We start from the raw sequence: 24,923 nt of genomic DNA on the forward strand, positions 1-24,923 counted from the left end.
GCTAGGTGGGAATTCCCTCGCGACGTACGGCCGGCACGGAGATTCCGAGGGCCTGGAATTGCCTGCACGGATTCATGAATTCACGCTGCCGCTTGATCAGACCGCTCTCGAATTCGAAGGAATGGATGAAATGGTTCACATAATGGCCGCGCTCATAGCCGGGAAAAATGATCGCCCCCGCGCCCTCACATTCGACCCAGAATCGATTCGGATCCTGCGTATCGAAGATCTCCACATCCGTCCACACCCAGTCGGGAAAACAACGCAGCGACCACACAGCATGCTCTCCGAGCCGATCACGGCCGGAAATGATGATGGGCTCGCCGGTCTCGGTGGTCCACAGCCCGCCGGTACCGTCCTCGGTAAACAACAGATGCCGTCGAAGTCTGTCCTGCCCACGGCAATTCATATATGTCGCAACGGACCGGCGGTTGGCGGCTCGCACCGGGTCATCGCCGCCTAGGTCGAAGTGAGGTGAACCGGGATCCGTCGAGATCGTCATGCAGAGCAAGAGTCGATCGCCGGGACCGCGGATACAGCGTGCACGGTGTATCCGTTTCGAATTCCGGAAGATCTTGCCCGCGAACCGATTCCGACAGAGAGTGCCGACGATGGCGAACGCTGCCGAACTCCTGCTGCCACGCCGCGACCTCGAGTCGTCCGATCTGGACGCTCAGCGCACGGTCAGCATGTCCCCACTGATCTCACCGGCCGAGGTGCGTCGTGCGTATCCGATCGACGACACCCACGCACAGACCGTCCGCACCGGCCGCAAGGCAACAGTGGACATTCTGAACGGAGCCGACGACCGCCTCATCGTGATCGTCGGCCCCTGCTCGGTCCACGACCCCGCCGCCGCCATGGATTACGCGCGCCGCCTGGCCTCCCACGCCGCCGATCTGGCCGATCAGCTGCACGTGGTCATGCGCGTCTACTTCGAGAAGCCGCGCACCACACTGGGCTGGAAGGGGCTGGTCAACGACCCGCACCTGGACGGCACCTTCGACATCAACACCGGTCTGCGCCAGGCCCGCCGGCTGCTGGTCGACATCACCGCGCTCGGCCTGCCGGTCGCCTGCGAATTCCTCGACCCGATCACCCCGCAGTACATCGCGGATCTGGTGTCCTACGGCGCAATCGGCGCCCGCACCGCCGCCAGTCAGGTGCACCGGCAGCTGGCCAGCGCGCTGTCCATGCCGGTCGGCATCAAGAACGGCACCGACGGCGACGTGCAGGTGGCCGTGGACGGCGTGCGCGCCGCCGGCGCCAGCCACGTCTTCCCCGGCACCGATCTGGACGGCCGCTCGGCGCTCATCCGCAGCACCGGCAATCAGGACTGCCACGTAATCCTGCGCGGCGGGGCCGCCGGCCCCAACTACGGCGCCGAGTCCGTCGCCGAAACCCTTGTCCGCCTGGAGAAGTCGATGCTTCCACAACGCGTGGTGATCGACGCCAGCCATGGCAACTCGAACAAGGACCACAACCGCCAGATCGATGTGATCGCCGATATCGCCGATCGCGTTGCCGGCGGCGAGGGCGGCATGGCCGGCGTCATGGTGGAGAGCTTCCTTATAGCGGGGCGGCAGGACCTTGCTCTCGGGCACGCCGACAAGCTCGCCTACGGGAGGTCCATAACCGACGCCTGCCTCGGCTGGGATACCACTGTCACCCAGCTCCATGGCCTCGCGAAGGCGGTGGCTGCACGTAGGGAGTGAATGACGCGGCGGAATACCGGAACACCACAGACCAAATAGTCGCTTCCACACCGGGTACGCCGCACACAATCAGCGAATTGAGTTCGAAGCGGTTGAAATATCTACCAAATCCGCAATGCGACAACACCCTCCGAGTGAAACGATGACCCCCGAAACACATCAATCACTCGCGAATCTCGTACCCGACAGGCACAGCGATAACGCCATCTTGACGCCGAACCACCCCTGAACTGTGGACTTGCCCGGACCGTGGTTGTAATTATCATGGGGCATACGATTCCGAGATCCGCAGCGACACATAGCGCCAGGGGGGCCAGGCCGGGTGGCACAACCAAATGACAGGACTTCGCAGACTGAGCCAGTAAGACATCCCATCATCCGATTGCTCGGTCAGGTGCAAGTGGACGGGCCGCGCGGGCCGATGGACTTGCAGGGCAGCGTACCGCGAACCTTGATGGCACGGTTGGGCATTCGCCCAGGTGAACCGATCTCGCGGCAAACGATGATTCGCGCACTATGGGACGACAATCCACCGCGTACCGCCGCCAACACCCTGCGCAGCCATCTCACCCGACTACGAGCGCAGCTGTCGGCGGCCGGGTTCGAGGGACTCGCCGCCACCGACGGAGGCTGGTACGCGCTGCCGGCGAGTATCGACTCCGACGCCCACATATTCGAGGGCACCGCTCGATCCGCCCGAGACCTGCTCACCGCAGGAAACCCGGCAGCCGCGATCATCGCCATCACCGGCGGATTGGAGGTATGGCGCGGCGATCCGCTCGCCGACTGCCGGCCCAGTGAATGGGCCCGCGCCGAATCCGCCCGGCTCACCGAACTCCGCACCGGCATGCTCGAAACCAAGTTCCAAGCCAAGATATTACTCGGCGAACACGAAGCGATCGTGAGCGAGCTGGAGCAGTTCGTCGCCGACTCTCCCTTCCAGGAACGCTTCTGGGGCCTGTTGATAACCACGCTCGCCGCCTCCGGGCGGCGCGCGGAAGCACTCTCCGCATACCAGCGGGCGCGTACGATCCTGAGCGAGGAACTCGGCATCGAACCCGGCCACGACCTGCAACGTCTGCAGACCGCGATCCTCAACGGCGAATTCGTCGGGATCTCGGCACCACTCCCGGCCATAATCTTGGACGAGCCCATCGCGCCGCCGGCCGTGCAGCCCCGGCAAGCCGGCAATATCCTGCCCATCCCGCCGACCAGTTTCGTTGGACGGCAATGTGAATTGTCCACGCTGGTGACACTCCTGGGATCCTCCCGCCTGGTTACCCTCACCGGAGTCGGCGGTGTCGGGAAAAGTCGGCTGGCCATGGAAGTCGGTCGCCGCGTCTCGGGCACCACCCCGGACGGAGTCTGGTACCTCGACCTGGCCCTACTCGACCAACCCGACCTACTCCTCCACCAAATCCTCGAAGTTCTCGATATCCGCAACCGCACCGCACCGACATTGCTGGGGCAATTGATCAGTCGGCTGGCCGGCTCCGATGCGCTACTGCTCCTGGACAATTGCGAGAAGATGGTCGACGCCTGCGCGGAACTCGTCGACAATCTGCTGCGCAGCCTGCCGCAACTCCGGGTGCTCGTAACCAGCCGGCAGGCACTGACCCTGCAGGGCGAGCATATCCTGGCGGTGCCGCCGCTCAGCTGCCCGCCCGAAATCGACAACAACCCCGCCGTCGAACTGTTCTGGCACCGTGCGATATCCACGGTGAGCGGGCTGGAATCACCTGGTGTAGAAGACCGCGAACTCGCCGTGCAGATCTGCAGGCGCCTCGAAGGCATTCCGCTTGCCATCGAACTGGCAGCGGTCCGGCTGCGGGTACTGTCCCTCGACGATCTCCTGCAACGGCTCAACGACCGCTTCCAGGCGCTGGCCTCCGGACACCGCAGCGCACCCAAACGGCATCACACCCTGCGAGCCACCATCGACTGGAGTTTCGAATTGTGTTCGCCCGCGGAGCAAATCCTGTGGGCACGGCTCTCCGTCTTCCGTGGCACCTTCGACCTCACCGCGGCGGAATACGTCTGCCGTGACGACACGCTGGGCTCGGCCGATTTCACCGTGCTCATGGCGAATCTGGTCGAGAAGTCCGTATTCACCAGGGAAGCCCACTCGGTCGGCGTCCGCTTTCGCATGCTGGAGAGCGTCAGCGAATACGGCCGGGAACACCTGCGCCGGTATGGCGAGGACGTCCGGATCCTGGATCGGCACCGCGAGTACTACCTGCGGCTCGTCGAAACCAGCAAACGATCCTGGTTCGGCCCCGGTCAGGTGGAGCAGGTGAACAGAATCCGGACGGAGCTGGCAAACCTCCGGGCGGCCTTCGATCATTGCGTCACCTACCCGGGCCGAACCCAGGCCGCACAAGAATTGGCCGCCGGCTTGCACCTCCTGTGGGCGGGATGCGATTACACGGCCGAAGGCCAGCATTGGCTCAATACCGCGCTGGCCGCATCCGCTGAAGGGTCATCCGCTCGTGTCGCCGCGTTATGGGTCAGCGCCCGCATCGATTTCCTGCAGGGCGACAGGGTCCAGGCACGCGCCAAACTGGACGAGGCCGAGCAACTGGCCACCAGCCTCGGCGATCAGCGCACAATGACCTACATCATGCATATCGGCGGATCCGGGCACCTGATCGGCAACCAGGTGGACACGGCCAGATCCGTTCTGCAGGAGGCCTTCAAAAGGTATCGCGAATACGGCGGCGATCAGAGCCTGTCGACCCTGTGCGGCATTCAACTCGCCATGGCACACTGCCTTTCCGGAAATCCGCACACCGCAATCGAATACCTCCGGCAGGCGCTGCAACTGTGTGTCGCCGTAGAAGACGACTGGATACGCTCATACGGGCTCTATGCCTTGTCCTGTGCGACCTACTCACTGGGAAATCTGGAACGGGCACTGCCACTCGCCCTGGAATCGCTGGAGCTCAAACACCTGTTCCGCGATATGGTCGGCCTGGCCACCGCCTTCGAACAACTGGCCCGGACATTGGTGGACCTCGGTCAGGGGCACAAGGCCGCCCGCGCACTGGGCGCGGCACACCAATGCTGGGACACCATGGGACAGGCCTGGTTCGGAGGATCACGGGCCTGGCGGGAAATACACGAATACGCCGAAGCCAAATGCCGCACCGAACTGTACGAAGTCGAATTCCTCGCGGAATTCGAGCGCGGTTACTCGATGCCGCTGACGGAATTGATCCCGTTCGACGTCACCCGGTAATCACCCCCGGCGGGGTCCGCTCCCCGGAGACACCCACGCGCGGCTGGTAGTCCTCCACCGACGCGATGGGCATGATCGGATCCCGCCGAGCCAGCTTGAGCAAGGTCTGCCCGGGACCGGCATCCAGCAGGCCGGTAATCCCCGCACTGCGAGCAGTTTCCATCGTTTCGCTCCAGCGCACCGGCATCAGCAGCGCGCGGATCAGCAGTTCCCGGATCTCTTCGGGATCGGTATGCCGCCGCGCGTCGATCGTCGACAGGAACGGTGAATGCCCCGGCCGAAACTTCACCGCCGCCACCGCACGACGCCAGGCCGGCAACACCGCGCTCATGCGCGGACTGTGGAAAGCGCCCCCGATCGGCAGCAGCTCGGTCCGCAGACAATCCTCCTCGGCCAGCTCCACGGCCTTGGCCACCACCGGGGCATCACCCGACAGGACGGCTTGACGCCTGCTGTTGATACCGGCGACCTCCAGGATTCCGGGCGTCTCTGCCAAGGCGCGCCGGCGCAGCCATTCGATCTCGTCGAGCGACGTCGCCACCACCGCCACCATGGCGCCGGGAGTGTGCACATTGCGGTCGCGGCATAGCCGCCCGCGTTTGAGCGCGAGCTCGAAACCGCTGGAAACATCGATGATTCCAGCGCAGGCGGCCGCAGTGAGCTCACCCAGGCTGTGCCCGAACGACACCGGCAGCCGCACGCCCGAGCCGAACCGGGTCTCCACAGCCGCGATACCGAGGGCGTAGGTCACCGGCTGGGACACGGCGGTGTCGTACAGATCCAGATCATCCACTTCCAACGCGCCGAAGGTGGCGAACAGCTGCTGCACCAGCGAGTGCGTGCGATAACGCAGCAGTGCCTCTTCCACGAGATCATGTTTCGTTCCCTGCCCGGGGAAAACTATTCCGATACTGGTGGCGTTCACGTGGGCACTTCCTTCCCGGTAGTCGCGAGGACATCGTTGTCACTGGGGCATCCAAGGGTGACGCGGTCGTCGAGCGGGCGGTCGGCACCGGCAAGGCCGGTGAAGAACCGCTCGGTGAGGACCGGATCGTCGGCAATCATCGCCAGCGCGCCGAGCCGGCGATGCGGCGCAAGCCGTGCAGTCGCCATCGTCACGTGGAAGCGGGGCAGGAGCAGTGCATGCTGCGCGATCGAATAACGTTGCAGCGCAGCGTCCAGGACGAGCGGATCGGCCAGACCTTCGGGCCCCAGCCCGCCGACGTGGTCGGCAAGCAACTGTGCCTGCCGGAACGCATCGGTTATGCCGTCCGCACTGATCGAATCTTTGTGGTGCGCAGCATCACCCAGCAAGACCCAGCCATGCCCGCCCGGCTGCCGGAAGAAATTACGTTGTGCACCGTGACCGTACAGTCGCCCCTCGAGCCGCCCGGCTGCCATCCGGCGGTCCAGATCGGGTGCGGTGGCAGCGATCGCCGCACGATATGCCTGCAGTGCCCGGCCACGAACCAACGGGAACTCGTCCTGTGGAAAGTAGACACCGATCAGGGTGTGCCCACCATGAGTCGGAGTACAGCCCACCCAGCGGCCCGGAGCCCCGTACGCCTCGAAACCGGCCTCGACGCCGGACCAGAAACCGTAGTAGATGCAGGTCATCCTCGGCCGCGTCAGCAGGATCGGCGCACCCACCAGGGCCGCAACCGTCGAACGCATACCGTCGGCGCCGATCACCAGCCGCGCACCGATCACCGTCCCGTCCGGACCACATTGCACGCCCGTCACCCGCCCGTTCTCGGTGTGCAGGCCGGTGACCGCGCAGCCTTCCCGGAACTCGACACCGGCTTCGACCGCGGCGGCCGCCAGCAAGGGGTCGAGCACGATGCGGCGCGGCGCATAGGCGGCACCCACGCCCGCCACCGGTACTCCCCAGCCCTGCACCCGTACCTCACCGACCTGGTGCAGCGCGGACGTGATGGGCGGGCAGCCGGTCGCCGCCAGCTGCTCACGCAGACCCCATCGATCCAGCAGCGCCACCCCGGGCTGATGGATGTACAGGGTGGAGAGGGTATCGGAGGGAAAACGCCCGCGCTCCAGCATGAGCACTCGAAAGCCCCTGCGGGCCAGCAGCATTGCCGATGAAGCACCGGCGCATCGGGCGCCCGCCACGATCACGTCGTACATGCGGCTCACTCACCCAAACCCGATTTTTCCAATGCCTGGGCCACCGTACGCAAGGTAGCGAGACCGGCGGCGAGCTCGCGGGTGAACAGGATGACCGACAACGTGGTCACCCCCGCGGCCGCAAAGGCGGGCAGGCGGTCTGCGATCCGATCCACGGAACCGAGCAGGGCCGTGCGGTCCACCAATCGATCCGGGACCGCGGCAACCGCCGAGCGCAGCCGCCCGGCCAGATAGTGCTCCTGAATCCGGGCCGCGGCCTCGCCATAACCCATGCGCACGGCGAGCCGATTGTAGAAATTGTGGCTCCGGCTGCCCATACCGCCGAGGAACTGTGCGGTATAGACGCGCGCCGGTTCCCGGCAGTCGTCGAGATCGTCACCCACCACAGCCGGCAGACTCACCGCGACGTCGAACCCGGTGAGGTCACCGCCACGCCCGGCGCGCAATCGGTCCAGTGCCGCGGGCGCCGACTCCGGCTCGAACAGCACCGACAACCAGCCGTCCGCGATTTCCCCGGCCAACTCCAGATTGCGCGGGCCGATGGCGGCCAGATAGATCGGCACCGACTCCCGGACCGGCCGCAAGCCCAGCCCGAGCGGCTTTCCCGAGCCGCCCGGAATCGGCAGGCGATGATATTCCCCCTGGTAGAGCAGCGGTTTTCCGTTCGACCCCAGGGCCGCGCGCACCACCTGGACGTACTCGCGGGTACGCGGCAGCGGATCGGTGAACGACTGCCCGTGCCAGCCCTCCGCGACCTGAGGACCTGACACCCCCAACCCGAGCCGCAATCGCCCTTCCGACACCGCATCCAGCGTGGCCGCGGTCATCGCAGTCATCGCCGGAGTGCGGGCCGGCATCTGCAATGCCGCGGTTCCCAGCTCGATCCGGCTGGTCTGCGCGGCCAGCCAGGCCAGCAGAGTCGCCGCATCCGAACCGGTCTGCTCGGCGGTCCACAACACGGAATAGCCGAGCTGCTCGGCGGAGCGGGCCAGCCCGGCCATACGCTCGTGATCTCGACGACCACGCACACCGAGATAGCGCAGATTGAGTCCCAGGCGCACTATGTCACCGTCTCCGGCGCACCAAGGCTGCCGGCCAGGAATCCCAGCACTCGAGCCTGATAGCCGGCCCGATCCACTTTCATCGCCTTGAGATGCCCGGCACCCGGCACCCGGAACACCTCGGCCCGCGGGAACGGCGCCGCCAGCGCCGCCACATCGTCCGGATCGACGACCTTATCGTCCTCACCCACGACGAACAGCATCGGCGTCGCCGACCCGGGACCGTTCGCCGCTGGCGGCCACGGCCGCGGTCGGCTCATGCTGAACGCGGCCAGGGGTTCGAACACCGCCGCGAACACGTCGGCGGCCGGGCGGCGGGTCAGCGCATCCGGCAGCGGAAGGGTGCCCTGCCGCATCAGGTTCCGGATCGCGACCCCGGGATCGACAGTCGGGCCGCTGTCGCATACGACCGCGTCGACCTGTGGTAAGCGTGACAGCGCATGTACTGCGGCGAACGACGACATCGACAGCCCGTAGACCGCCCAACGGCTTTCGGCATATTCCGGCAGCGCACGCACATGTTCGACCGCGGCCACCAGATCATCAGCGAACCGACCGCTGAACCCGGAGACACTGCGATCGTCGAAACTGCGACCGTGATTGCGAAAATCGAAGAGCAGCACCGTATATCCGGCCTCGATCAGGTACCTCGCGTACGAGAGACTGAACGACTTGTCAGCGCCGATCGAATGCCCGAGCACCACTGCACGGTGCGGATCACCGTGAAACAGCCAGCCGTGCAACATCCCGGACTGCCCGGATACCGAGATGGTGAGGTCCACCGGTACCGGCAGCTCCGACAGCCTCGGTGGCTTGCCCAGCCGCGGTGGATGACAGACCAGATACGCCAGGCGAGCAGCGGCCACCGGCGCCATCGCCGTCGCTGAAACCGTGGTGGCGACCCGCTCGGCCACTGCGCGAACCGTAGTAGTGGAAAGATCGATCATCAGAGCACCAGTCCTCCGTCGATGCCGATTACCTGTCCGGTGATATAGCGAGCCCGCGCCGACACCAGGAACGAGACCAGGTCCGCGACCTCTGCCGGCTCACCGGCGCGACGCAGGGAAATCCGTTCCAGCAGCTCCACACGGGCCTTCTCGGCCACTGCCGCACTCATATCGGTGCTGATCAAGCCGGGAGCGACCGCGTTCGCCCGGACCCCGAACCGGCCCAGTTCCCGGGCCAGCGACAAGGTGAAGCCGATGATGCCAGCCTTCGAAGCGGCGTAATTGGCCTGTGTCGCATTACCGTAGACGCCGGCGACCGAGGACATGGTGACGATCGCGGCGTCACCGTGCCGCATCAGCGGCATGGCCGCGGCCCGGCACAACTGATAGGTGCCACCCAGATTGGTGTGCAGCACATCCGTCCAGTCCGCATCACTCATCCGAGCCAGCGGCCGATCCCGCACAATCCCCGCACAGGCGACCACAGCGGCTACCTCACCGAGCTCGGACTCGGCGGCCTCGAGCAGCGAGCGTGCTTCGCCCGGCTCCGCAATATCGCCACGATGCGCCAGCACTCTGGCCCCCGCTTGCTCGGCGACCGCCACTACCTCCGCGGCAGCGTCGGGCCGGGTGTGATAGCAGAAGGCGATATCGAATCCGTCCGCGGCGAGACGCTCCGCCACGGCGCGGCCGATGCCCCTCGAACCGCCGCTGACCACGGCCACCGGGCGCGCAGCCGTGACCGTCCGGTTCATCCCCGCGCCGCGCGCAGCTTGCCGGCGAGCAGATCGTACAGGGTGCCCAGACCGGTCACTTCGGGCAGTTCGTCCTCGCTGAACTTCACCCGATACTTCTTCTGCAACACCACGATCACCTCCATCGCAGACAACGAGTCGACGCCGAGGTCGGCGGCGAATCGGGCGGTGTCGGTGACCTCCTCCACCGGCAATTCGAGTTCGTCGGCGACGAAGGCCCGCAACTCTTCCCGATCCAGCACGGTGGCTTCGATATTCGACATGAGCGGTATTCCCTTCGAAAATATTGCGAGCAAAAACTTTTCAAAACTCGGGTGGCGCTCGGCCACCCTGCTACCCGACGACGGCCTCACCACCGTCGACGCCGATCACATTCCCGGTGACCCACGAGGAGTCCGACAGCGACAGTGCGACGATCGCCTCCGCGACATCGCCGACCGCTGTCAGCCGACCGTGCGGATTGAGCGCGGAGGCCCGCGCCAAAACCTCCTCACAACCCGGAATCTTGCGCACTGCAGGCGTGTCGGTGACACCGGCCCGGATCGCATTGACCGCGATGCCCCGAGGTGCCAGCTCCACTGCCAGCTGCCGGCAATGCGCCTCCAGGGCGGCCTTCGCCGCCGAGACGGCGCCGTAATTCGCCAGCACCCGGGCACCGCCGGCGCTGGTCATCGCGAAAATCTTGGAGCCGGGCCCGATCAGGCTCGCGGCGAGCAGATCCTGTGTCCAATACACAAGACTGTGCGCCATCACCTCCGATGTCATGGCCTGCTGCTTCAGCGTGATCACCCCGCCGCGTCCCGCACCGTTCGCCGGAACGAACGGCACCAGGCTGCCGAAGGCCACCGAATGCAACACGACACGCACGCCCGCAGGACCGGTCAGATTACTCAGCAACGAAAGAATCTCGGTGCGCGCCTCCGGATCCGTGAGATTCCGGTTGAGGAGACATGCCTGTATCCCGGTGGCGCGCAGCTCGGCGGCCAGCTCCTCGGCCTGCTCCTCGCCGGCTGCCAGATCGAAATGCACACCCACCACATGACAGCCCGCGGCGGCCAGCGCTCGCGCCGCGGCACGACCGATCCCGCTGGAGACACCGAAGATCAGCGCCCAGGCTCCCTCGAGTGGAACCAGCATGATTCATCTCCCCTCGGGTGAGCCGGGTCCGCGGAGAACAGCGACCGCGGCAAGATTTCCGTATGCGGATGCGGCGATAATCAACCGCCGCCGCGGTCCGGAATCGGTGGCGAGACGGCCGGCAAGCACCCGGATCGGTGTGAGACAGCCGGCGTCCCGGACGGTCCGGGTGACGGTCAACAGGCCGGAAGGAACCTGTGTGGCAAGCCAATTCGCGACAGCAGCACCGACCGGCGAATCATCGAGGACCGCATCCACCGCCGGTTCTCCCGGCCCGGTATCGCTCAGCAGCCGTTCGAGCACCGGTGCGACCTCGGGAACGACCGGGTCCAAGTAGGCGGAACGCGCCGTGCAGCAGCCGTACACATAAGCGCCGCGAGCCCTGGCCGCACTCGGAGACTCACAGATCAGCACGGCCGCACCGCGATCGGCCGGTCCGTTGAACCGTTCCGCCGGCGGCACCTCCTCGGTAGCGCCGACCAGCAGCACCGATGCCCGGCCCGCAGCCAGTGCGCGCGCCGCGATGGCGACGGCGTCGAGACCGGCGGTGGCGGGTGAGTTCGTGGTCAAGTTGAAGCCGTTGATTCCGTACTCCGGGGAGAGCCGGCTGGCGAACAGGCTCATCGCCATGAACGGCGCGCGGGCGGGCGACAGGTCCTCCGCCCCGGTGTCGATAACGGTGCGATCCATCGATTCCAGCACTTCGGCGCCGGCATTGTTGGTTCCGACCACGGCTCCGGTGCCTTCGGGACCGGCGGCCTCCACCGCCGCGTCATCGGCGGCGAGCGCGGCCCGCGCGGCAGCCAGCAGATACTGGCCGGCCGCGGGGACCTTCTTGTAACCACGACCGGGCAGCGCGGTCGCGAGATCGAACCAATCCGCCGCGACGGGCCCGGGCCGCAGTGCGGTGGCGGCCCCGTCCACGCCGGGCGCGACGACACCGAGCGCCGTTACCGCGACCATAGCCGCGGCAGGGTGTGCTGTCGCCGGAACGATGCGCGAGACAGTCATTTCCACCCCGCCCCGCAGAGCACGAACGAGGTGTTGTTGCCACCGAACGCGTAAGTGTTGACCAGCACCGCGCCTTCGTGCAACGGCACCGGGGCGTTGCCGGGCAACCAGACGTCGCAATCCGGGTCCTGGTCGACGGGCGCATTGGCAGGCATGGTCGCATGCCGCAGTATCAATGCCGCAGTGAGACAACCGAATACCCCGGCCGCGCCCGCAGTGTGCCCGATCATCGCCTTCAACGACAGCAGTGGCAGCCGGTCGGTGCGCGCGCCGAAAACCCGTCGCAGAGCCCGGCTCTCCACCACGTCGTTCACCGGGGTGCCGGTGCCGTGCGGTATGACGCAAGCGACGTCGTCCGCCGACAACCCCGCGGCGGCCAGCGCCTCGGTGATCGCACGCACCACCTGCCGTCCTTCCGGATCGGGCGCGGTCGGGTGGTAGGCGTCGCAACTCCATGCGGCCCCGGCCAATTCGGCGTACGGGCGGGCGCCACGGCGCCGGGCCGCCGTGGCCGACTCCAGCACCACCATGGCTGCGCCATCACCGAACATGGTGCCCGCCCGCTGTTTGTCGAACGGCCTGCAGCGCAGCGGATCAGCCGCGCCCAGCCGGTCGAAACCGGCCATTCCGACCCGTGTGACGCCCTCTCCGCCGCCGACCAATACTCGCTCCGTCTCCCCTGCACGGATCATGTCCAGTGCGATCGTGAGCGCATAACCACCGGCCGAGCAGGCGTTGCCGACACTCACATTGCCGGCCGACGACCCGATGGCCGCACCGACCGCAGCCGCGGTGAGTGTCAGTGCGCTCCAGGCTGTTCCGCCCATACCGTCCGGGCCCCTGGTCGCCTCGTGTGTGTCGGCGTTGCCCATCTCGACGCCCATGATCACCGGCAGCTCCCGGCATCGATCGGCGGTGAGACCCGCATCACCCAGAGCCTCGAGGGCGGCGGCGACAGCCATGCGCGGCCCGCGGCCCAGCGGCACCCCGCCCAGCTGCTCGGGCTCGGCGGGCACGACGGTGTCCGGGGTCAGATACATTCGGGTGGCCCGCATGTTCAGATGCGGCAGCGGTACCTCGCGCGGAGTCGCACCGCCGTCGAGCAATCCACGCCAGTGAGCGGCCTGCCCGCCACCCAGGCAGGAGATCGCGCCCAGCCCGGTCACCACGACCCGGTCCGGCTCAGCTCTCCGGTCCACCGTCGGAATCCTTTCTGCCACAGAGACTTTCCAAGAGCACCGCGGCTACCGCACCGGCCTCGCCCTCATTGTCGGGACCACCCGCGACCGCGAGCACGGCGGCGTCGAGCGCCGGCTCCGCGGACAGATACTCGGCCCCCACAGCGCACTGCAGTACCCCGAGTGCGCCGGAGCAACGGCCCAGTCGCGCAGTCAGATCCAGCGTCCGTGGATACGCGTCACTCGGTCCGGCACCGAGCCGCAGCCCGACCCTGGCACAGGATTCCGGTCCAGGCTCCGACAATGCGGCTCGGACGGCCGATTCCGAGTCGAGGGTGCGGCCGTAGCCGCGAATCACGGCGTACACGACGGCACCCCTGGCTCGGGCATGACCACTGGATTCCACAACCAGCGCAACGGCGCCGTCGAGCCACCGATCGGCGCCGCTCTCCCGGTGCAGCCGCGCCACCGGAGCGGTGTCCGGTTCGACTCCGATGACCAAGGCCACTTCCGTCCGCCCGGCTGCGATGAGTGCGCGCGCCCAGGCGACCGCGTCCAGGCCGCTCGGTGTACCGCTGCACAGGGTGAGATTCGGGCCGCGCAGACCGTGCGCCAGCGCCACCCAGCAGGCGGTCACATTGCTCGACATGTGCGGCACGCGGATCGGGCTGATCTCGGTCACCGTGTCCGCATCGATGGTGTCCACGAAGTCGCAGACCGTGTCCAGATTGCCGAAGTTGCTGCTCACGACGACCGCTGCGGTGTCCAGGTCGGCGTCAAGCAGGCCCGCTGTGCGCAGCGCCCGCTCTGCGGCACCCAAAGCCAGGCGTGAGGCGCGATCCTTGTGCCGTAATCCCCGCCCGGTGATGTCGCGGTCAGGTTCGAATGCCGGGCCGTTATCCGAGCCGGGCGCCAGCAGATCGGCACCACCGGCGAGACCTGTTATCGCCCAACCAGTTCCGGTGATCATTGCACTCATGTCACGCCGCCTCCACGATCGCGACGGCATTGATTCCGCCCAATCCGATTGCATTGATCTGCGCGGTGCGTAGTGCGCCGGTCGCCGGTGCGCCGCTGACAAGTCGCAGTCCTTCTGCTTCCGGAATCGGCCGGCTCAGTTTGCGGATCGGCGGCACCGCACCGTGCCGAAGCCCCTGCACCGCGGTGGTGAGGCTGAGCAGTCCGGAACCGCCACAGGTATGGCCCGCACCGGATTTGATGGAGGTGATCCACGGTCCGGGCGATACGCCACCGAATACTTCGTGCAGGGCGTGTGTCTCGGCAAGGTCATTGTGGGCTGTGCCGCTCCCGTGCACGATCACAAAGTCGACGTCCTCCGCCCGGACTCCGCTGCGCCGGTGCGCGTGCCGCATCGCCCGCGCCACCGACCCCGCATCGGGCACCGTCGGATGCTTTGCATCACAATTCATTTCGACCCCACGCACGACGGCGTGCACTGCACCGTCGTGCACGCCGTGCTTGCGCAGCACGAGGGCGACCGCGCCCTCCCCCATCACCATGCCCCGCCGGTCCACATCGAACGGCCGAATCTCCTGCGGGGACGGGTACTGGACGCGGTCGAGTCCGCCGAAGGCGCTTTCGGTGATGGCATCGGTGGCAGCCACCACGACCGTGTCGGTGACCCCTGCCTCGATCAGGTCGGTGCCCAGGCCCAGTGCGTACAGACCCGCCGCACAGGCGCTCGCGGTGGTCTCGGTGCGGCGCACCCCCAGCTGATCCCGCAGCGCCTGCGCGAAATGCAGGTCGGCCGGAGTGAGCGGAATGCCGTCGCGCCACCACAATTCGCCCGAGCGCGATTCTCGCAGGGTCGTGCCGACCAAGACGGGGATGTCCGCGGCACGATCGCGCAGTCCGGCCTCGCGGAGTGCGTCGTCGACGGTGCGCACGAGCCATCGCGTGGCGCGGAACGGTTCATCGCGGCCCGGCTCGGCGCGATCGTCGATCTCGTAGGCGTGCCGGATGCGATAGCGGCCGGCATCGAAGGCGCGTAGCGGGGCGATGCTGCTATGGCCCGCGCACAGCGCGCGATAGATCTCCGCAGGTGTCGACCCCAGACCCGCAATGGCACTCATGGCAACGAGATCCCAGCTCACGCCGATTCCTTGCGACGCGCCGCCGACCGGCCCGGCGATACCGATTCGCTCGATACGGCGCCACCGCGCAGCCGGAAGCGAGCCAGCTTTCCGACCGACGTCACCGGCAGCCGGTCGTGCACCTCGATCCGATATGGGCGTTTGTAGGGTGCCAGGCTCTCTTTGAACGCCGCCCTGATCGCCGTGCGAACCGCATCCGCTTCCCACCCCGGCGCCGCCACCACGTGCGCGAGTGCCCGTTCGAGGCCATCGGAATCGCGGCGGGCGACCACGGCACAGTCGGTCACACCCGGCGTCGCGCGCAGCACCGCTTCGATCTCCTGTGGCGCCACCTTGAATCCGCCGAGGTTGAGCAGATCGTCGGCGCGGCAGAGGTAGTGCAGGTCACCGTGCGCATCACGCCAGCCGACATCGCCGGTGTACACCCCGCCGTCGGCGAAAGTCTTCATAGTCGAGTCCGTGTCGAGGTAGCCCAGGGCCACCGAACCGCCGGCGACATGCAACCGGCCCTGCATCCCGTCGGGCAGTACCGCACCCGTCTCGTCACGAACCGTCACCCGCATGCCCGGCACCGCCCGGCCGACCGAGCCGTTCGGTGTCGCCGCCGGATCGGTGGCCACCACGATGTGCAGGATCTCGGTAACGCCGAGGCCGTTGATCAGGCCCACGCCGAAGGCTTCGATCAGCCGGCGCGCCAGATCGATGGGGAGATGCTCACCCGCCGACACCGCCAGCCGGACCGAGGACAGATCGACCGGCTTCCCGGCGGCATACAGTTCGAGCAGGCCCGCGTACGCGCGGGGCACCGCACACACGATGCTGGGCCGGTGCCGGTGCAGCGCCGCCGCCATCAGAAACGGATCCGGCCGATCGGACAGCAGCACCACGCGGGCGCCGGCGGCCAGCGGGAACAGCAGCGAATTGCCGAAACCGTAGCCGAACGACAGCTTCGCCGTGGACAGCACGACATCATCGGGAGTAAGCGCCAGGACGCCGCCGAAGCCGTCGAGTACCGCACGAATACCGTTCAGGCTGTGCCGTACTCCGCGCGGATGGCCGGTGCTGCCCGAGGTGTATTGCACCAGCAGTTCGGCATCGGGTGCGAAGTCCGCGGGGTGTGCGGATGCCGGCACGTCCGCACACCCCATGACGGCCACGGGCGCGGTGGGCGCGGATATCAACCGGGTGAGAGCATGCGCGCGTTCCGGGCCCACGATCGGCCGGACCGCGGTCACATTGCAGTTCTCGGCGATGTACGCGATTTCGCTGTCCCGCAGGATCGGATTGACCGGGACGGGTATGCAACCGTGCCACCACAATCCCAGAATCGTCACGACCATGGCGATGGAATCGTCGGAGACGACCAGCACCCGGCTGCCGGGTGCGATCCCGGCCGCGGTGAGCGCGTCCGCGTAGCCGGCCGCGGCCCGCTCGAGTTCGCCGTAGGTCGTCGCGCCGTGCTCGAGGTCGGTGCAGGCCACACGATCTCCGTTGCCGGCCCGCACGTGGCATGCGACGAGAAGCTCGATGGGGTTCGATGCCACCTTCATGCGGCACCCCGCAGCAGCGGGACGAGGTCGGCGAGGGTGTCCGCGACAGCCACCTCATGCAGGTCCAGCGTCCGGTCGAACGCGCGCTCCGTACGAGCGATGAGTTCGATTTTCTGCAACGAATCCAATTCCAGCTCATCGCGGAACGAGGTGTGCGATCCGATTTGGTTGTCGTCCATGTCCAGGACCTGAGCCAAGATTTCCCGAACCTTGCCGAGCACTGCCATGTCCTCCTCGACCATGTGCAAACCCCCTTAGCGATCGTGGAATGCGTTACAGCGTCCGGAATTTCGCCCCTCTCCGTCAACGAGTTGCTCCCAGCCGGGCAAGAGTGCGCAACCGTCCACGATCCGACCGCAACCGATGCCGATCGATGGAGCAACGGATGCACTGTACGGGTACCGGATTTCCTGGGTGAATTGCTGGATACACCGTGAATCCCGCATGCCCGTCGAGCACGAGACCTACCCATCAGGAGGCGTCAGATGACCGAAAACACCGCTGCCGAACCCGTCGCGGCCGATGTCCGGACTGTCACCCCGTTCGTCGTCCGCCTCGATGTCCGCAGCTACGAGATCGATCCACAGCTGCATGTGAGTGGCACCATCCTCCAGCAATACGCCGACCATTCTCGATTTGCCTGCGTGATCGCGGCGGGCGTATCGGTTCCCGATCTGCTCGGCGGCGGGATGGGGCCGGTGAATTTGGAGACCACGATCCGCTACCACCACGAATTGCGCGGCGGGGAAACGGTTGACGTGTCCTGCGGATGGGTGTGGGGTACGGGCAAAACCTACAAGGTCGTCCACGAGCTCCGGCTCCCCGATGGCACACTGGTGGCCGAGATCGTCCACGTCAGTGGCCTGCTCGACCTGCAGCAGCGCCGTTTGGTCACCGATCCGGCCGAGCAGTGGCGATCGCGTGCCGCTCACCCGGAACTGCTCGGCCTGTAGTGAACCGGCCGGTTACGGCGTGCGGGCCATGAGAGTCAGTACGTCGTAACGGGCGACGACCGCGTGCTCCTGGTTGTAAACCTCTGCCTCCCAGCACACTTCGCTGTGTGTGGTGTTCGGCCGCGGAGTTATCCGTACGGCCGTCAGCCGTACCGAGACTTGGTCGCCGGGCCTGACCGGTCCGAGAAAGCGCAGATTCTCCAGGCCGTAGTTCGCCAGTACAGGTCCGGGTTCGGTGGTGGTAACGAGACCCGCTGCCAGCGACAGCACCAGATAGCCGTGGGCGATGATCCCGCGGAACATCGGATTTCGGCCCGCGGCCTCCGTGTCGGTGTGCAGGTAGTAGTGGTCACCCGTGAGTTCGGCGAACGCGGCGATATCGGCGCGGGTGACCGTCCGTGGTCCCGCGCTGAGAGTGTCTCCGAGCCGTAGCTCATCGGCCCACATCTCCAGCGGATGCCGCGCCGGCGGTGTGCGGGCAGCACCGCGCATCCACGTGCCGGTCGCGTGGCTCAGCGCCTGAGGTGCCGCCTGGACGGTGGTGACGCACAGTTGGGCATGCACGCGGTCCAAGCACTCGGCGTCGCTGCGATCGGGCAGCGTCGCGCACGAATCCGGAAAGGCGACAACCGCCGAATAGGGGGCGGCCGCCGACGCCAGCCGGCGCGCGGCTACGGGATCGGGCGCGACGATCACACAGCGCGTGCGGCGAGAACCACGGGCCAGCGCGGCGGCCAGTTCACCCGATGAGCCGTAACCGAGCAGCGCCGCGACCGGTCCACGGATCCCGAGCTCCGGTGGTGCGGGCCGGGCCGGATCGGCTTCGACGAGCACGGGGAGCAGGTAGGCGCCGCCACTCGGCGCGAGGGCCGCATATCGGATCCGGGTGTCGCGCACGAGATCTGTGAGTTGTGCCATCACCCGGGCCCGGTGTTCAGCGCTCGGGAGCGGGCCCATGCTGACATCCGGGTCGCGCGGATCCCCGGCGACGACGTCCGCCAGCCGGTCCGCGAGGGCCGCGCCCACTTCCGGGACGAGTGCGGTCGGAGCGAAAATCTGGCGCACCGCATGTCCCGGGCGGCCGGTCCACCGTGTCATCGAGTCCACGACATGGTCGGCGAACAACTCGAATCCTGGAGTGCCCGGCTCGGCTCCGGGGCCGAGCACCGCCACGCCGCCCGAGCCCGTGCCGCCCGATATCAGCACTTCCCGCGGAGTCAGGAGCGAATCGATATTGCCTGCACCACAATCGAATTGCAGTGCACCGGCGGGAAGTTCGAGCACGATGCGGTCGGTCAGTGCGGTAAGCAACGACGCCGTCAGCGGCACCGGCCGGATCAGGCACGGCCGCCCGGCCAGGAATGTCGCCGCGAAGCGGTCCAAGTAGGACAGGATGCTCAGTTCGTCATCGAGCAGGTGGACGGCCGCACCGGTGCCCGGCACTGCCATTCGCCGAGTCGCAACCGTGGCGGACCGATCCAGAAATTCCGCCGGTCCGAGCGAGATCTGATTGCCGTCGGGCAGTTCCCGCATCCCGAGGTCGGCGTAGCGCCGCAGCAGACTGCACGCGGACCGAATCTCCAGTTCGGCATCGACCGGGCGCACCCCCAGGTGCAGCGCATGCTCAGCGAGCTCCTCCGCATGCCGTCGTACCACTCGTGCCAGCTCCTTGAGCAGCGCCCCGCGCTCATGAAACCCGTTTTTCTGCAACGTATCTGTGCCGACATCACGGGCATAGGACAGGGCCTCAGCGAGACTCGCGCCGGGCACTTCGGATCCGTCTGCCGACCGCCAGTTTCCACAGAGGTAACTGCGCGGGCTCACGACTTGCGGAATTCAGCGTAGATGGCCGGGACGGCCGTCTGCTCGCGAACGCCGGGCAGCCGCACCATCATCGTCGACTCGGCCAGCGCCAGAGTCTGCCATCCGGTGGCGAAGGCCGCGGTCAGGTCTGCGGGCACCAGGCGCGGCAAGTGCTCGAATGCCCGTGCGGGCAGGCCCAGTTCGACCAACCCGGCGAGTACCGCCCGGGTGGCTTCCGCGCCGAGTTCCAACATGAACACCGTAGCTCCGGGCCGGCAGGAACGATGCAAGGCGGCGACGTATCCGGCCTGTTCCGCCGGTGGGCAGACATCGAAAAGCCCGCAGTCGACGACGGTGTCGAAACGGTCATCGAAGCCGGACAGGGTCAATGCATCGCCGACCACGAATTCGACCGGTACCCCGGTCTCGGCGGCTCCGGCCCGAGCGCGCTCGATAGCGACGGCCGAGATATCGATGCCGGTGACGGCGTGGCCGTACCGGGCCAGTTCGAGAGCCAATTCCCCGGTACCGCAGCCGGCGTCGAGGATTTCACCGGTAATGCGCTGCGCCGCCACCAGTTCAGCGAAGGCCGGCTGCAGGCGCCCGATGTCCCAGGGCGCCTGCGCTCCGATCGGGGTACGCCCGGCGTAGAGCGCGTCGTACATGGATGCCCGCATCGCGTTCACGCCCCCACGCTCAGGCGCTCCGAGCCGCGGAATGCTGACGGTGTCCGGTCACAGAATGCCTTGAATACGCGCAGGAAATGGCTACTGTCCTGATACCCGACCATGGACCCGACCTCGTGTATCGGAATCGCGGTCTCGCGCAGCAGGGTCTGCGCCTTGGTGATGCGCAGCCCGGTCACGTAGTCGATGTAGCGGGTTCCGGTGTGCTTCTTGAAGGTCCGGGAGAAGTGGAATCGACTCATGTGCGCGGCGCGGGCGGCCTCGTCGAGCGAGAGTGTGCAGCGGGTGTAATTGTCCCGGATGTATCTGATCGACTCCTCGATCTGGCCGGAGGCCAGGCCGCGATCCTCTTCCTTGGCCGGGCGCGGCTCACCACCGACGGTGTCGAGTCGCTCACCGAACCAGCGTAATTCGTGGGTGAACCGCCGCACCGGATCCGGGGGTGTGCCGTCGTGCAGGTCTTCGTCGGCGAAGGCCGGCGAATACGGGATGACGACCGCGTCGAGTCCGGCCATCACCAGGCGCAGATGGTCGAGTGCGCGGGTCCCGCGGGATTCATCGATCACCACGATGCCGACCGGCTTGCGGGACAGGCAACCGCGGTCCAGGCCGTCGAGCGCATTGTTGATGGCATTGGAGCAGGTGCTGTTGCGCACCTCCGCGACCAGCACCACCGATTGCGCCACACCGACCGCACTCCGCAGCGACGGCGTCGATCGGGTGGTGGTGCCGCCCGGCGCGAGATGCATCTCTTCATGTCCGATACCGACCTCGTGGGTGGCATTGCGCAGCCAGGTCAGCACCCGGGCGACCCGGACGCTGTCCTGCGGATGGTCGCTGATCAGCACTGTTGTTGGTGTAGCTGTCACGCATCGAGTACAACCGATGCACGCTGCACAAGGGTTGTAGCGGCGTTGCAGCAACATTCGCCGGTACAACCGCAACCGTTGCGGTGCTGGTCAGGTCCGGTTCAGATCGGTTTTGCAGGCGAGTGCGGGGGCCGGTGCGCTGTGCTACCGAGTCGGCTCCTGCAATGTTTTTGCAATTCATGGCATTTCTTGCTTTATTCGTCGACTTCGCTTGCGGTTATCTGTGAACCATTGCTCCGTACGGTCCTTCGATAGGCAAGTCGTTGACGCGGTTCGTGAACGAACCGAGGCTTTGTCATATACGGCTATCGAAAAGGCTGATCAATGAGTCTCACCGAAATAAAAACGGCCCCGAGTCCGCACTCCGGAAATTCATCCAAGGCCGATTCGCCGCGTACCGATCCGGCGGAAGTTCTTCGTACACAAAAGCTGGTGGCGGCCTGTGTCCAGGGCAGCCCCCTCGCCTGGCGCACGCTGATCGACGAATATTCCCCGCTGGTACGGGCCATCACCCGTACCTTCCGCATGGCCAATCATGACCGCGACGACGTCTACCAGTCCACTTGGGCGAACGTATTCACGCATCTGGCCGATCTGCAGTCACCGGACCGGCTGACGGCCTGGCTGGCGACGACGACGCGCCGGGAGTGCCTGAAGCAGATCAAACGCAGTACGCGCGATATTCCGATCGGTGACAGCACCACGCTGGAGGTCGCGGACCACGAGAGCGAGGCGACGGTCCATCAGGTGTTCCGGCGGGTCGCCGGCGAGGAGGTGCGGGAGGCCTTCCGTCGCCTGCCGGAGCGGGATCAGCGGCTGCTCGGCCTGCTGGTTTCCGATAATGCACCGAACTACGACTCGGTCAGCGTGCAACTGGGCCTGCCGCGGGGTTCCATCGGACCGCTGCGCGGGCGGGCGCTGGTCCGGCTGCGCGGATTGTTGCCCGATTCGTCCCTGATCTGGGTTGCCTGAGCCCCGAGATCGGGGTGTGCGGTGCTGACGTACTCGCACACCCCGATTCCGGCCACCTGCCCGCAACGGGCGCTACGGCTCGCTGGCCGCGAGCATCTCGTGACGTTCGACGACTTTGACCCGTTCGCGATCCTGAGGTGCGCCGAGGGCACGTTCGTAGGCGTCGAGACGGTACCAGCCGGCCCAGGTCGTGAAGGGGATTCCCTGATCGGCCAGCCATCGGGTGATCGCGGCGGGCTGCGGTTCCGCGGCGGGCGTGAATCCGGCGGCGTCGTCCAGCAAACAGGCGACGGTTTCGTTGGCGTCGCCCTTGGTGTGACCGATGAGACCCACCGGTCCTCGTTTGATCCATCCGGTCACGTACGTGGCGGATAGATACCGATTCGCCTGGCCTGCCGCGCAGTCGTCGACGAGGATGCGGCCGGCTTCGTTCGGTACCGTGCCGGTAACCGGGTCGAACGGGAGCAGCGGGACATCACGCGACCGATAGCCGACGGCCCGGTAGATCGCCTGAATATCCCAATCCTGGAAGACTCCGATGCTCTTCGTGTTTCCGGTCCCATCCAATTCGGTGCGTTCGGTGCGCAGGCCCACCACTGCCCCGTTGTCGCCCAGGATTTCAGTGGGCGATTCGAAGAAATGGAGGAACAGTTTGTGCGGGCGCGCCCCGGCATCACGAATTGCCCACTGTTCGAGGGTGTTACACACCATATCGATCTGCTTCGAATTCCGTCGCGCGTCTTCCGATCCTGCGTCGTAGTCGATGTCTGCGGGATCCACGATCACCTCGATGGTGGGTGAATGGTCGAGTTCGCGGAGTTCGAGTGGCGTGAATTTGGCCTGTGCGGGTCCGCGGCGCCCGAAGACGTGTACTTCGACGGCCCGGTTCGCCCGAAGACCGGTGTGGACATTGGGCGGGATTTCGGTGGGGAGCAGCTCGTCGGCAGTCTTTGCCAGGATTCGCGCCACGTCCAGGGCGACATTGCCAACTCCGAGTACGGCGACCTTCTCCGCGGTGAGCGGCCAGCTACGCGGCACGTCCGGGTGCCCGTCATACCAGGAGACGAAGTCAGCCGCACCGAAACATCCATCCAGGTCGATGCCCGGGATCGGCAGCACACGATCGGTGTCGGCACCGGTCGAGAAGATCACCGCATCGTAGAAGCGCCGCAGGATCTCCAGATCGATGTCGGTGCCGTAGTCGACATTGCCGAAGAGCCGGACCTGCGGCTTGTCGAGGACCTTGTGCAGCGCGGTAATTATGCCCTTGATGCGCGGATGGTCGGGCGCCACGCCGTATCGGATCAGTCCGAACGGGGCGGGCATTCGTTCGAACAGGTCGATGCTCACCGGGACATCGGATTTCATCAGCGCGTCGGCCGCGTAGATGCCGGCGGGGCCGGCGCCCACTATCCCGACCCGCAGTGGGCGTGTATCGGTCATCGGTGGTCCTTTCGAAATCTGGATCAGGCGCGCCGGGGCACGGGAATGACGTAACGGCTGTATACGAGGTCTCTCAGCACCTCGTCGCCGCCCTCGACGATGGAGACGTACCGGATGTCGCGCAGTAGCTTCGCGATGGGAAGTTCGTTGGTGTAGCCGAGTCCGCCGAACAGCTGTGAGCCCACGCCGGCAATGTCCCAGCCGGTTTGGCCACAGAAAATCTTCGCGGTCAACGCGTTCTTGAGCGTGCCCTGTTTGGTGAATACCGCGGCGGCGTCGGGTCCGGTCATGATCCGGTCGTATTCGCGCGCCGCGCGCAGGCAATGGCTGCGCATCACCTCGATCTGCATCTCGATCTGACCGAGCCGCTGTGCGAATACCGGACTGTCGAGCAATGTTTCGCCGCGTAGTGGTTTCTGTTTGGCGTAGGTCATGAGGTGGTCGCGGATGCGGCGTGAGATCCCGATCGCGGTGGCGGCGATGAGGATTCGGCTCGCATTCAGCCCGATTTCCAGTAGTCGCAGCCCGGATCCGGCCAACCGGTGGGCGGCGGGCACTCGGACGTCGGTCAGGCGCACCTGATAGGTGTGGGAGGCGCGGAGGCCGACGACGTCCCAGCGTTTGACCACGTCCACGCCGGGGGCGGCGCGTGGCACCAGCACCGCCGGATAGTCCTCCGGGTCCTCGGCCGAGCGGGCGATGACGATGAGGAAGTCGGCGAAATCGCTGTTGGTGGAGAAGAATTTCTCTCCCGTCAGCACCAGTTCGTCACCATCACGGACCGCCACGGTGTCGATGCGGCCGAGTTCGCTGCCGGCCTCGCGTTCGCTGCCGAGGGTGGCGCAGCAAGTGCCGCCGGCGGCCATCGGTGCGAGATAGGTACGCTGCAGTTCCGGGGTGCCGAACAGCTGCACGATGCTGGTGCCGAGTATGGAGATGAACAGGGTGAAGGCGACCCCGGCATCGCCGTACGCGAGCTCGTCCACTATGCCGACGCTGTCTTCCAAACCGATACCGCGCCCGCCCAGTTCCGTTGGGAGCCACCAGTTGGCCAGCCCGGTGGCACGGAACGCTGCGTAGAGCTCGGCGGGTTCGTCGGTCAGTACGTCGAGTTGTGCATGATCACCGCTCAGCCGTTCCTTCACGAATCGACGAACGGTCTTTGCCTGGTCCACGCTCATTTGCTGGGGTTCCACTGCCTCGCACCTCACTCACCGTCCGGTCTCGCATTACCGAGCGCGCAGGAGGGTTTGCGGATACGCGGCGGTCGGTTCACAAAACTCCCGCGGAAGTTGTATCCGGTACCACACCCGGGTGATCTGCCCTGATGTCAGCATCCGGGACGTCGG

23 protein-coding genes are annotated in these 24,923 nt (G+C 66.4%); 4 read left to right on the top strand and 19 right to left on the bottom strand.

The genetic code is table 11. From position 1 onward, the window contains the following. Nucleotide 1: 1 nt before the first annotated feature. The gene (locus tag ACH438_RS34860) at nucleotides 2-502 is read right to left on the bottom strand and encodes a PhzA/PhzB family protein (protein WP_397013176.1); all 501 of its coding nucleotides are present in this window, start codon (nucleotides 500-502) and stop codon (nucleotides 2-4) included. Between the two features lie 109 nt (nucleotides 503-611). Here ACH438_RS34860 and ACH438_RS34865 point away from each other — a divergent pair, with 109 nt between their 5' ends. Further along, the gene (locus tag ACH438_RS34865; RefSeq protein WP_397013180.1) at nucleotides 612-1,715 is read left to right on the top strand and encodes a 3-deoxy-7-phosphoheptulonate synthase; all 1,104 of its coding nucleotides are present in this window, start codon (nucleotides 612-614) and stop codon (nucleotides 1,713-1,715) included. 454 nt (nucleotides 1,716-2,169) lie between these two features. Beyond that, on the top strand, nucleotides 2,170-4,953 hold the full coding sequence (locus ACH438_RS34870; RefSeq protein WP_397013183.1) for a BTAD domain-containing putative transcriptional regulator: 2,784 nt from the start codon (nucleotides 2,170-2,172) through the stop codon (nucleotides 4,951-4,953). Here ACH438_RS34870 and ACH438_RS34875 read toward each other — a convergent pair. From ACH438_RS34875 to ACH438_RS34935, 13 genes are all read right to left on the bottom strand, one after another. After that, complete coding sequence (locus ACH438_RS34875; RefSeq protein WP_397013186.1) at nucleotides 4,943-5,878, bottom strand: ACP S-malonyltransferase; 936 nt, start codon at nucleotides 5,876-5,878, stop codon at nucleotides 4,943-4,945. The genes ACH438_RS34870 and ACH438_RS34875 overlap by 11 nt on opposite strands. Then, the gene (locus ACH438_RS34880; RefSeq protein ID WP_397013188.1) at nucleotides 5,875-7,095 is read right to left on the bottom strand and encodes an FAD-dependent oxidoreductase; all 1,221 of its coding nucleotides are present in this window, start codon (nucleotides 7,093-7,095) and stop codon (nucleotides 5,875-5,877) included. Before ACH438_RS34880 ends, ACH438_RS34875 begins: the two co-directional genes overlap by 4 nt. Nucleotides 7,096-7,100: 5 nt before the next feature. Continuing rightward, nucleotides 7,101-8,156, bottom strand: coding sequence for an LLM class F420-dependent oxidoreductase (locus ACH438_RS34885; protein WP_397013190.1), 1,056 nt, complete (start codon nucleotides 8,154-8,156; stop codon nucleotides 7,101-7,103). Then, the gene (locus ACH438_RS34890) at nucleotides 8,156-9,070 is read right to left on the bottom strand and encodes an alpha/beta hydrolase (RefSeq protein ID WP_397013192.1); all 915 of its coding nucleotides are present in this window, start codon (nucleotides 9,068-9,070) and stop codon (nucleotides 8,156-8,158) included. The genes ACH438_RS34885 and ACH438_RS34890 overlap by 1 nt, the downstream gene beginning before the upstream one ends. A gap of 32 nt (nucleotides 9,071-9,102) precedes the next feature. After that, a complete protein-coding gene (gene fabG, locus ACH438_RS34895; protein WP_397013194.1) occupies nucleotides 9,103-9,858 on the bottom strand; it encodes a 3-oxoacyl-ACP reductase FabG in 756 nt (251 codons plus the stop codon). After that, the gene (locus ACH438_RS34900) at nucleotides 9,855-10,121 is read right to left on the bottom strand and encodes an acyl carrier protein (protein WP_397013196.1); all 267 of its coding nucleotides are present in this window, start codon (nucleotides 10,119-10,121) and stop codon (nucleotides 9,855-9,857) included. Before ACH438_RS34900 ends, fabG begins: the two co-directional genes overlap by 4 nt. 70 nt (nucleotides 10,122-10,191) lie before the next feature. Beyond that, entirely contained in the window at nucleotides 10,192-10,995 is an 804-nt protein-coding gene (locus ACH438_RS34905; RefSeq protein ID WP_397013198.1) for an SDR family oxidoreductase, read from the bottom strand. Nucleotides 10,996-10,998: 3 nt separating this feature from the next. Then, nucleotides 10,999-11,958 (bottom strand): beta-ketoacyl synthase N-terminal-like domain-containing protein, encoded by a 960-nt coding sequence (locus ACH438_RS34910; protein ID WP_397013200.1) that lies wholly within the window; start codon nucleotides 11,956-11,958, stop codon nucleotides 10,999-11,001. A 44-nt stretch (nucleotides 11,959-12,002) separates the two neighbouring features. After that, nucleotides 12,003-13,205 (bottom strand): beta-ketoacyl-[acyl-carrier-protein] synthase family protein, encoded by a 1,203-nt coding sequence (locus ACH438_RS34915; RefSeq protein WP_397013202.1) that lies wholly within the window; start codon nucleotides 13,203-13,205, stop codon nucleotides 12,003-12,005. Beyond that, nucleotides 13,189-14,163 (bottom strand): beta-ketoacyl synthase N-terminal-like domain-containing protein, encoded by a 975-nt coding sequence (locus ACH438_RS34920; protein ID WP_397013204.1) that lies wholly within the window; start codon nucleotides 14,161-14,163, stop codon nucleotides 13,189-13,191. The genes ACH438_RS34915 and ACH438_RS34920 overlap by 17 nt, the downstream gene beginning before the upstream one ends. A gap of 1 nt (nucleotide 14,164) precedes the next feature. Then, nucleotides 14,165-15,298 (bottom strand): beta-ketoacyl synthase N-terminal-like domain-containing protein, encoded by a 1,134-nt coding sequence (locus ACH438_RS34925; RefSeq protein ID WP_397013206.1) that lies wholly within the window; start codon nucleotides 15,296-15,298, stop codon nucleotides 14,165-14,167. Beyond that, on the bottom strand, nucleotides 15,295-16,848 hold the full coding sequence (locus ACH438_RS34930) for a class I adenylate-forming enzyme family protein (protein WP_397013208.1): 1,554 nt from the start codon (nucleotides 16,846-16,848) through the stop codon (nucleotides 15,295-15,297). Before ACH438_RS34930 ends, ACH438_RS34925 begins: the two co-directional genes overlap by 4 nt. Then, nucleotides 16,845-17,090, bottom strand: a complete 246-nt coding sequence (locus ACH438_RS34935) for an acyl carrier protein (RefSeq protein WP_397013210.1) — start codon at nucleotides 17,088-17,090, stop codon at nucleotides 16,845-16,847. Before ACH438_RS34935 ends, ACH438_RS34930 begins: the two co-directional genes overlap by 4 nt. A 243-nt stretch (nucleotides 17,091-17,333) precedes the next feature. On the opposite strand from ACH438_RS34935, the gene ACH438_RS34940 reads away from it, so the two are divergent. Continuing rightward, nucleotides 17,334-17,801 carry an acyl-CoA thioesterase gene (locus ACH438_RS34940; RefSeq protein WP_397013212.1) on the top strand — a complete coding sequence of 156 codons (468 nt, stop codon included), beginning with the start codon at nucleotides 17,334-17,336 and terminating at the stop codon, nucleotides 17,799-17,801. A gap of 12 nt (nucleotides 17,802-17,813) precedes the next feature. Here ACH438_RS34940 and ACH438_RS34945 read toward each other — a convergent pair whose 3' ends face one another. Genes ACH438_RS34945 through ACH438_RS34955 form a run of 3 tightly spaced genes read right to left on the bottom strand, consistent with a single transcriptional unit; the run spans nucleotide 17,814 to nucleotide 21,159 of the window. After that, entirely contained in the window at nucleotides 17,814-19,571 is a 1,758-nt protein-coding gene (locus tag ACH438_RS34945) for an aldehyde dehydrogenase family protein (protein WP_397013214.1), read from the bottom strand. 50 nt (nucleotides 19,572-19,621) lie between these two features. Continuing rightward, nucleotides 19,622-20,281, bottom strand: a complete 660-nt coding sequence (locus ACH438_RS34950; RefSeq protein ID WP_397013267.1) for a class I SAM-dependent methyltransferase — start codon at nucleotides 20,279-20,281, stop codon at nucleotides 19,622-19,624. Nucleotides 20,282-20,286: 5 nt separating this feature from the next. Continuing rightward, a complete protein-coding gene (locus ACH438_RS34955; protein ID WP_397013216.1) occupies nucleotides 20,287-21,159 on the bottom strand; it encodes a helix-turn-helix domain-containing protein in 873 nt (290 codons plus the stop codon). A gap of 432 nt (nucleotides 21,160-21,591) precedes the next feature. Here ACH438_RS34955 and ACH438_RS34960 point away from each other — a divergent pair, with 432 nt between their 5' ends. Beyond that, nucleotides 21,592-22,131 (top strand): RNA polymerase sigma factor, encoded by a 540-nt coding sequence (locus tag ACH438_RS34960; protein ID WP_397013218.1) that lies wholly within the window; start codon nucleotides 21,592-21,594, stop codon nucleotides 22,129-22,131. 72 nt (nucleotides 22,132-22,203) lie between these two features. On the opposite strand, the gene ACH438_RS34965 is transcribed toward ACH438_RS34960, so the two are convergent. Continuing rightward, on the bottom strand, nucleotides 22,204-23,574 hold the full coding sequence (locus ACH438_RS34965) for an FAD-dependent oxidoreductase (protein ID WP_397013220.1): 1,371 nt from the start codon (nucleotides 23,572-23,574) through the stop codon (nucleotides 22,204-22,206). Nucleotides 23,575-23,597: 23 nt separating this feature from the next. After that, the gene (locus ACH438_RS34970) at nucleotides 23,598-24,770 is read right to left on the bottom strand and encodes an acyl-CoA dehydrogenase family protein (RefSeq protein WP_397013222.1); all 1,173 of its coding nucleotides are present in this window, start codon (nucleotides 24,768-24,770) and stop codon (nucleotides 23,598-23,600) included. Nucleotides 24,771-24,923: the final 153 nt, after the last annotated feature.

Source organism: Nocardia sp. NPDC020380 (assembly GCF_044386975.1).
GTDB lineage: Bacteria > Actinomycetota > Actinomycetes > Mycobacteriales > Mycobacteriaceae > Nocardia.

Coding starts and splice junctions, on each gene's coding strand:
- ACH438_RS34870 (WP_397013183.1), top strand. CDS start 2,170: ATGGCACGGTTGGGCATTCGCCCAGGTGAACCGATCTCGCGGCAAACG.
- ACH438_RS34905 (WP_397013198.1), bottom strand. CDS start 10,995: ATGCTGGTTCCACTCGAGGGAGCCTGGGCGCTGATCTTCGGTGTCTCC.
- ACH438_RS34880 (WP_397013188.1), bottom strand. CDS start 7,095: ATGTACGACGTGATCGTGGCGGGCGCCCGATGCGCCGGTGCTTCATCG.
- ACH438_RS34950 (WP_397013267.1), bottom strand. CDS start 20,281: ATGCGGGCATCCATGTACGACGCGCTCTACGCCGGGCGTACCCCGATC.
- ACH438_RS34900 (WP_397013196.1), bottom strand. CDS start 10,121: ATGTCGAATATCGAAGCCACCGTGCTGGATCGGGAAGAGTTGCGGGCC.
- ACH438_RS34920 (WP_397013204.1), bottom strand. CDS start 14,163: ATGAGTGCAATGATCACCGGAACTGGTTGGGCGATAACAGGTCTCGCC.
- ACH438_RS34865 (WP_397013180.1), top strand. CDS start 612: ATGGCGAACGCTGCCGAACTCCTGCTGCCACGCCGCGACCTCGAGTCG.
- ACH438_RS34965 (WP_397013220.1), bottom strand. CDS start 23,574: ATGACCGATACACGCCCACTGCGGGTCGGGATAGTGGGCGCCGGCCCC.
- ACH438_RS34935 (WP_397013210.1), bottom strand. CDS start 17,090: ATGGTCGAGGAGGACATGGCAGTGCTCGGCAAGGTTCGGGAAATCTTG.
- fabG (WP_397013194.1), bottom strand. CDS start 9,858: ATGAACCGGACGGTCACGGCTGCGCGCCCGGTGGCCGTGGTCAGCGGC.
- ACH438_RS34860 (WP_397013176.1), bottom strand. CDS start 502: ATGACGATCTCGACGGATCCCGGTTCACCTCACTTCGACCTAGGCGGC.
- ACH438_RS34930 (WP_397013208.1), bottom strand. CDS start 16,848: ATGAAGGTGGCATCGAACCCCATCGAGCTTCTCGTCGCATGCCACGTG.
- ACH438_RS34910 (WP_397013200.1), bottom strand. CDS start 11,958: ATGGTCGCGGTAACGGCGCTCGGTGTCGTCGCGCCCGGCGTGGACGGG.
- ACH438_RS34940 (WP_397013212.1), top strand. CDS start 17,334: ATGACCGAAAACACCGCTGCCGAACCCGTCGCGGCCGATGTCCGGACT.